General features: G+C 42.2%; 5 protein-coding genes. 1 reads left to right on the top strand and 4 read right to left on the bottom strand.

The genetic code is table 11. The annotated features are described in order from the left end of the window. Window positions 1-402: 402 nt before the first annotated feature. The 3 genes from MMU07_RS21320 to MMU07_RS21310 all read right to left on the bottom strand — a co-directional run bounded on the left by MMU07_RS21320 (window position 403) and on the right by MMU07_RS21310 (window position 4696). Window positions 403-1272, bottom strand: a complete 870-nt coding sequence (locus tag MMU07_RS21320; RefSeq protein ID WP_241128638.1) for a hypothetical protein — start codon at window positions 1270-1272, stop codon at window positions 403-405. A 131-nt stretch (window positions 1273-1403) separates the two neighbouring features. Next, entirely contained in the window at window positions 1404-1922 is a 519-nt protein-coding gene (locus MMU07_RS21315; protein ID WP_241128637.1) for a hypothetical protein, read from the bottom strand. A gap of 377 nt (window positions 1923-2299) precedes the next feature. Beyond that, window positions 2300-4696, bottom strand: a complete 2397-nt coding sequence (locus MMU07_RS21310) for an FtsX-like permease family protein (protein WP_241128636.1) — start codon at window positions 4694-4696, stop codon at window positions 2300-2302. Between the two features lie 604 nt (window positions 4697-5300). Here MMU07_RS21310 and MMU07_RS21305 point away from each other — a divergent pair. Then, window positions 5301-6014: a class I SAM-dependent methyltransferase gene (locus MMU07_RS21305; RefSeq protein WP_241128635.1), complete on the top strand. Its 714-nt coding sequence runs from the start codon at window positions 5301-5303 to the stop codon at window positions 6012-6014. A gap of 208 nt (window positions 6015-6222) precedes the next feature. On the opposite strand, the gene MMU07_RS21300 is transcribed toward MMU07_RS21305, so the two are convergent. Continuing rightward, window positions 6223-6885: a hypothetical protein gene (locus MMU07_RS21300; protein ID WP_241128634.1), complete on the bottom strand. Its 663-nt coding sequence runs from the start codon at window positions 6883-6885 to the stop codon at window positions 6223-6225. Window positions 6886-7125 lie beyond the last annotated feature (240 nt).

The raw sequence follows: 7125 nt of genomic DNA, 5'->3' as shown, positions 1-7125 counted from the left end.
AAGAAAACAAAGGATCACACCCTTTGCGCCTTTTGCGAAACCTCACCGTCCATTGCGGTAAAAAAATAGTGTATCCAGCTTCCGGAGAAGCAGGATAACTGAGAAGCAGGATAACTGACGGCCTTGAAAGTTCTGCGGCTTTCTGCGATGTCTGCGGGAAACAGTTAAACCACAATCGAAACAAAGAAAACAAAGGATTAAACCCTCTGCGCCTTTTGCGAAACCTCAACGCCCTTGCGGTATAAAAATAGTGTATCCAACTTCCGGAGAAGCAGGATAACCGAGAAGCAGGATAACTGACGACCTTGAAAGTTCTGCGTCTTTCTGCGCTATCTGCGGGAAACAGTTAAACCACAATCGAAACAAAGAAAACAAAGGATCACACCCTTTTTTTGCGAAACCTCACCGCCCTTGCGGTATAAAAATAGTGTATCCAACTTCCGGAGAAGCAGGATAACTGAGAAGAAGGATAACTGACGGCCTTGAAAGTTCTGCGGCTTTCTGCGATGTCTGCGGGAAACAGTTAAACAACAATCGAAACAAAGAAAACAAAGGATTACACTCTTTGCGCCCATGGCGAAAACTTACCGTCGTTTGCGGTATAGAAATAGTGTATCCAGCTTCAGAAAAAGCAGGATAACTGAGAACAAGGATAACTGACGGCCTTGAAAGTTCTGCGGCTTTCTGCGCTATCTGCGGGAAAATAAACCACAATAGAAACAAAGAAAACAAAGGATCACACCCTTTGCGCCTTTTGCGAAACCTCACCGTCCATTGCGGTAAAAAAATAGTGTATCCAACTTCCGGAGAAGCAGGATAACTGAGAAGAAGGATAACTGACGGCATTGAAAGTTCTGCGGCTTTCTGCGCTATCTGCGGGAAAATAAACCACAATAGAAACAAAGAAAACAAAGGATCACACCCTTTGCGCCTTTTGCGAAACCTCACCGTCCATTGCGTTAAAAAAATAGTGTATCCAGCTTCAGAAGAAGCAGGATAACTGAGAAGAAGGATAACTGACGGCCTTGAAAGTTCTGCGGCTTTCTGCGCTATCTGCGGGAAAATAAACCACAATAGAAACAAAGAAAACAAAGGATCACACCCTTTGCGCCTTTTGCGAAAATTTACCGTCCATTGCGGTATAGAAATAGTGTATCCAGCTTCCGGAGAAGCAGGATAACCGAGAAGAAGGATAACTGACGACCTTGAAAGTTCTGCGTCTTTCTGCGCTATCTGCGGGAAAATAAACCACAATAGAAACAAAGAAAACAAAGGATCACACCCTTTTTTTGCGAAACCTCACCGCCCTTGCGGTATAAAAATAGTGTATCCAACTTCCGGAGAAGCAGGAAAACCGAGAAGAAGGATAACTGACGGCCTTGAAAGTTCTGCGGCTTTCTGCGCTATCTGCGGGAGGAAATAAACCACAATAGAAACAGAGAAAACAAAGGATCACACCCTTTGCGACCATGGCGAAACCTTACCGTCGTTTGCGGTATAGAAATAGTGTATCCAGCTTCAGAAGAAGCAGGATAACCGAGAAGCAGGATAACTGACGGCCTTGAAAGTTCTGCGGCTTTCTGCGATGTCTGCGGGAAAATAAACCACAATAGAAACAAAGAAAACAAAGGATTAAAGGAATTGCGCCCTTTGCGAAAATTTACCGTCCATTGCGGTATAGAAATAGTGTATCCAGCTTCAGAAGAAGCAGGATAACCGAGAAGCAGGATAACTGACGACCTTGAAAGTTCTGCGTCTTTCTGCGCTATCTGCGGGAAAATAAACCACAATAGAAACAAAGAAAACAAAGGATCACACCCTTTGTGCCCTTTGCGAAACCTCACCGTCCATTGCGGTAAAAAAATAGTGTATCCAGCTTCAGAAGAAGCAGGATAACTGAGAACAAGGATAACTGAGTCCATTGCGGTTAAAAAACGATTTATGAGATATTCCCTTACATCTCCAACAATACCACCTAACTTATACCAAAGTCAAAAAATATGAAATTTCAGATTAAAATTACATCCTTCAAAACATTGGAGATAAAATGCCAGTAAATGCCCATTTCCCAAAAACCGAGTCACTTCTCCAGTACATTCAGACCATAGATGGGAAAAATTTCAAAATCCATACCCCAGGAAATAGGCTAAGATGATCTGGTAGTAGATAAATTTGAAGGAGATTATGAAGAGGGGCAGGAAGATGGTTGAATTCCTCTTCCTACCTTTCATTCATTATATTTAATTCATAAGTGCGGTATTATACCATTCTTCATTCAGAATTTATCATTCAAAATTCCCTACTCGTCCTTAAGCGTCTTCGCTGGATTTTGGAGGTTGACTTTTAGGGTGCGGTAGCCGATGGTCAAAAAGGAAATCAGCGCCACCACCAAAATTGCGGCAACATAGACCAAAGGAGAAATCTGTGTTTTGTAGGCAAATCCCTCCAACCACTGCTTGGAAAACCATAATCCAAAACCAACTGCCAAGACTGAGGATATTCCCAATAGGGTGAAGAAGTCCGCAGAAAGCACTTTCAGGACATCTCCTGAAGTCGCGCCTAAGACTTTGCGGATGCTGATTTCCCTGGTTCTTCTCAAGGCCACATAGGAAACCAAACCAAACAATCCCATACAGGCAATAAAAATGGCTATTCCTGCAAAAAGGCTGAAGATGGTCCCCGTTTTTTCTTCTGAGCTGTACATGCGCGCATATTCCTGATCGACAAATTTGTAATTGAAAGGTCTGTCAGGAGCCAGGGTTTTCCATATTCCTTCCATTTTGGCCAAATGCTCGGCAGGGTTTCCCTTCGGAAGTTTTGCCAAAATCACATTGGCTTCATTTGGATTGACCATAATGGCCAAAGGTCCCACCTGATGGTGAAGGGAATTGAAGTAGAAATCTCCAACCACGGACTTTACAAAGGCGGGAGAACCGAAATTCAGTTTTTTGCCCACTGCTTCCTCATTGGTCCAACCGAGGGATTTGACTGCAGATTCGTTGAGCATGACGGCGTGTTCAATATTTTCTTCATAGGCCACAGACCTCGTGATTTCATTTTGGGAAAAATCCTCCCCTGCCACAATCGTCAGTCCCAAAGTTTTGACCAAATCCGGATCAACATTATAGCCTGTAATCATCAGTTCTTTCTCGTTGTCAAAGCCCGGAAATATCGTGTATCCTGCCTTGATGTAGATCGGCATGTCGGCGGCCAAAGTCACGGATTGTGCCGCGCCAGTTCTCAGAAGTTCGCTTTTGAGGGTTCCTACAGTTTCCCGCATGTTATAGTGATAGGTCAGGGCCACTACTTCTTCCCTGTCATAGCCAAGGTTGACTTCTCGCATGTAGTCCAACTGCTGCTGCACGATCAGCGTCGCCACCAACAAGCCAATGGAAACAAAAAACTGGAATACGACAAGGCCTTTCCGAAGCCAAGCCCCTCCCCCGATTTTGATGTTTTTGCCAAGGGCATGCAGTGGTTCAATCCCAGAAAGAATCAAGGCAGGATAAATCCCAGACAAAAATCCGATCAGCAACAGGAGTCCCAAAACCGCTACCATGCCGACAGGAGAAACCAAAAGATCCAACTGAAGGGGCACGCCGGAGAAGTTTTCAAATGGACGGGCAAGGAAATACAAAACTAAGAGACTAAACATCAGGCCGGAAAAAGTCAGAATAAAGGACTCAGATATAAACTGCCCAAAAAGCTGCATCCTACCAGCACCCATTACCTTTCTCAATCCCACTTCCTTGTTTCGCTCGGTGGCTTCTGCAGTTGCAAGGTTGACATAATTGATGATTCCGATGAAAATCAACAAAACAGCCAATAGGCCGAAGATATAGAGTTGTCGGATGTCGGAAGTTGGTTTGATAGTTTTGAGTTGTTTTTCACCAAGGTGAATGGTTGTGACAGGTTGGAACAAAAAGGAGGTCTTGAAACCATAATTGTTCATATCTTCACCCATGTATTTGTCGACCATCTGATCCAGTTTGCCGGTCAAAGTCGGAAGGTCGGCATCAGGTGTCAGTTTCGCATACGAATAATAATTAGACGGTGACCATTCGGGATTTTTCCCATGTCGGTGTGTAGCAAAAGAGGCGATAAAGTCAAAATCCAAATGGCTGTTGGAAGGAAAATCCTGCATGACTCCTGTGACAAGGTATTCATTTCCATCAATTTTCAGCGTTTTGTCATTGGCTTCTAGGGCATTTCTAAAATACCTTTTTGCAGTACTTTCTGTCAGAACTACCTGATTGGGTTCGGTCAAAACAAGGTCGGGATTTCCGGAAATCATCTCAAAATCAAAGACCTTAAAGAAATTCTGATCAGCAAAGGCAAATTTGCTTTCTTCTTGGTTTCCTTCCCCTGCATCTACCATGACTGATGAAAAAATGCTGAGGTCAAATACCAAAGTCCCGATTTCGACTTCAGGCATTTCCTCCATCAACGTGGGAACGAGCAAAGACGGTGTTGACCCTACCAATTGGGTTTCCCCGCCTGAGACAAATTCCTGGTTGAACTTGTAGATCCTCTCCGAGTCGGTGTACATCTTGTCATAGCTCAACTCGTGGTAGATATAAAGCGATATTGCCAAAAAGCTGACAATGGCAATCGTCAGGCCAAGGATATTGATTCCTGTATACAGCTTCCGCTTGGACAGGTTTCTGTAGGAGACTTTAAAGTAGTTTTTCCACATTTTTTTTGAGATATGAGATGTGAGATTTGAGATTTGAGAAGCGAGAGCCGAGAACCGAGACTTGGGTAATTCAGAATTATGAATTCAGAATTAATAATGACTTACCATCCTTCCTAACATCCTAACTTCCTTCCCACTTCCATGCCAATCGAAAAACAGCCAAAACACAGAACAATCGCTGATTGGAGGTGAAAATCCATAAAATCACGGACATTATTGTTCGCCTACGGGCAAAAAAAAGCAAGGCCGGGACAAAATCCTGACCTTGCTCTATATAACTAAACTAAAATACCTCTATGAAAAGAACGTTACGGTTTGTGAGGCGGAAAACCTTGGTCCAAAACATCCATTCTAATTGTCCTTGAAAATAGTTGGTTTAGGATTCAGGAAAATTAAAACCGTTTGTGTGGTTGCCTGAATCCAATAAGCCCAAAAACATGCCAAAGATCAAATCTTCGTTATTTCTTCAACTGGATAGGTTTCAATCTAAACCCCTCTTTGAATACGAACAGTATCCGTCCATTATCGGTCAAAACAATTAAAGGTAAAGGGCGTTTTTTGGGTATATTGTTGAGATTTCTTTTTACTGAATTTACTTCGCTCCATGAAAAATTTTCTTCTGCCAATCATTCTCTTTTTCTTCGTATCGACTCTATTTGGGCAAACCCAAACAAAAACCGATGCCATCTACACTTACAAAACACCTGACCGTGACGGCACCGGTAAAGTCTATATGGGGAGGGAAATATCACAGGTCATGAACTTTATGGGTATGAGTTGGCTGGAACGCTCCACCCGTCCTCAGGAAGAAAATACAGAGTTGGCAATCAAAAACCTTCCCATTGACAAAAAAAGTGTTGTGGCGGATATCGGAGCGGGATCGGGATATTATACTTTCAGAATCGCCAAGAAAATACCTGAGGGTAAAGTGTATGCAGTCGAAATCCAGGATCCTGCGATCAAATACTTGGAAGATCGCAGCAAAGAACTCGGCTTTGACAATGTAGTTACGATCAAAGGAACAGAGAAATCACCGATGCTTCCCGATAATTCAATTGACTTGGCCATAATGGTGGATGTTTACCACGAACTGCTTTACCCGCATGAAGTATTGCAAAGCATCAAAAAATCTCTCAAACCGGACGGCAAACTCCTTTTGATCGAATACCGGGGAGAAGACCCCAAAGTCGCCATAAAAAGACTCCATAAAATGACCGTCGACCAAGTTACCAAAGAGTTATCAGCCAATGGATTCTCTCTCGTCCAAAACGGTCAGTTTATGAAAATACAGCACTTTTTGGTTTTTGAGAAGGAATGATATTGGTTAATGGTTATTTGGTTATTTGGTTAATTGGTTATTGTGGTTGTAATTGGTCTAGTGGTTGTAATAGTTGTAGTTGTTGTAATGGATATCAGGTTTTCCGATTCGTCGACTGTGGTCTCGGTACTCAGTACATTGTACTTAGTACTTTTAATGATTCCTCTTTTTTTCGAGAATTCAGACTTGCGTCTTTTATCTAATTTCTTTAAGATTTGTAAGATTCCAATTCCAGGTTGTGCACCAAATAATCAGTGAGTTTTTCCCATTGAACTTTTTGGAATCCCAACCATCCGCCAGCTGCAATCAAGGTATTTATCCATTTTCTACCTGCCGCTTCTTCGCCTTGATTGTTGATGACCTCATCATTTCCGATTTCATATCCATAAATCATCTTGCCGTCTCTCTTGACCATAAAAGTGCTTGTTGCCTCGCCGGTAAAAAAATGTTCGGTTTCCTCCTCTTCCTCGTTTCTGTTTAGTTTGGTCCTTTTTGGCTGGGGACTTGGACTGACGGTAAATTCTGCCGAGTCGGTTGAATCTATTATTTCGATGATTTTAACCCAGTTGTCAGGCAATTTACCCGGCAGGGAGATCAATATATAATCTCCTTTTTCCGGATTATTGGTAAACCTAATTTCCCCACTGGATTTGTATAGTTGAAAAGAGCTGGTTATTCCCGGCATATTGGACCATTCATTTACGCTGAACAACTTCCTCTTTGACCTTTCAAATTCCCTTTCAGCTATGGCTTCATCGGGAAATTCATTTTCACTGGCAAAAAACTTATCCTTTGCCCCATCGCCCGTCAATGCATCTTTTACATTTTCTATCTTTTCTTTGACTGTGCTAATTATGTCTTTAAGTCCCATGACAATACTATTTAAATGTGAATAAAAGTTGCTCTTGTTACTTCCATGAAAACAATTTGTATGCTGTATCGAATCTTGTTTTTATAAAAAATCAGGTCAACAGGTAATGCCTGCCTAAAATATGATATCGAGTTCCTGTCAACAGGGAATGATTAAAAATTATGTAACTACTCAGGTTGTAATTTAGCTATATGAGTGAGGTTTTGGAGGACATTTTCTGACTTTTTGATCAAGGTGTCG

The sequence above is a fragment of the Cognataquiflexum nitidum genome (genome assembly GCF_022538055.1).
Classification (GTDB): domain Bacteria; phylum Bacteroidota; class Bacteroidia; order Cytophagales; family Cyclobacteriaceae; genus Cognataquiflexum; species Cognataquiflexum nitidum.
The sequence above is the reverse complement of the archived record's forward strand: the minus strand, read 5'-3'. Positions and strand labels throughout refer to the sequence as shown.

Excerpts from the sequence above, each read along its gene's own strand:
- MMU07_RS21315 (WP_241128637.1), bottom strand. The coding sequence starts at position 1,922 with ATGGACTCAGTTATCCTTGTTCTCAGTTATCCTGCTTCTTCTGAAGCT.
- MMU07_RS21310 (WP_241128636.1), bottom strand. The coding sequence starts at position 4,696 with ATGTGGAAAAACTACTTTAAAGTCTCCTACAGAAACCTGTCCAAGCGG.
- MMU07_RS21305 (WP_241128635.1), top strand. The coding sequence starts at position 5,301 with ATGAAAAATTTTCTTCTGCCAATCATTCTCTTTTTCTTCGTATCGACT.
- MMU07_RS21300 (WP_241128634.1), bottom strand. The coding sequence starts at position 6,885 with ATGGGACTTAAAGACATAATTAGCACAGTCAAAGAAAAGATAGAAAAT.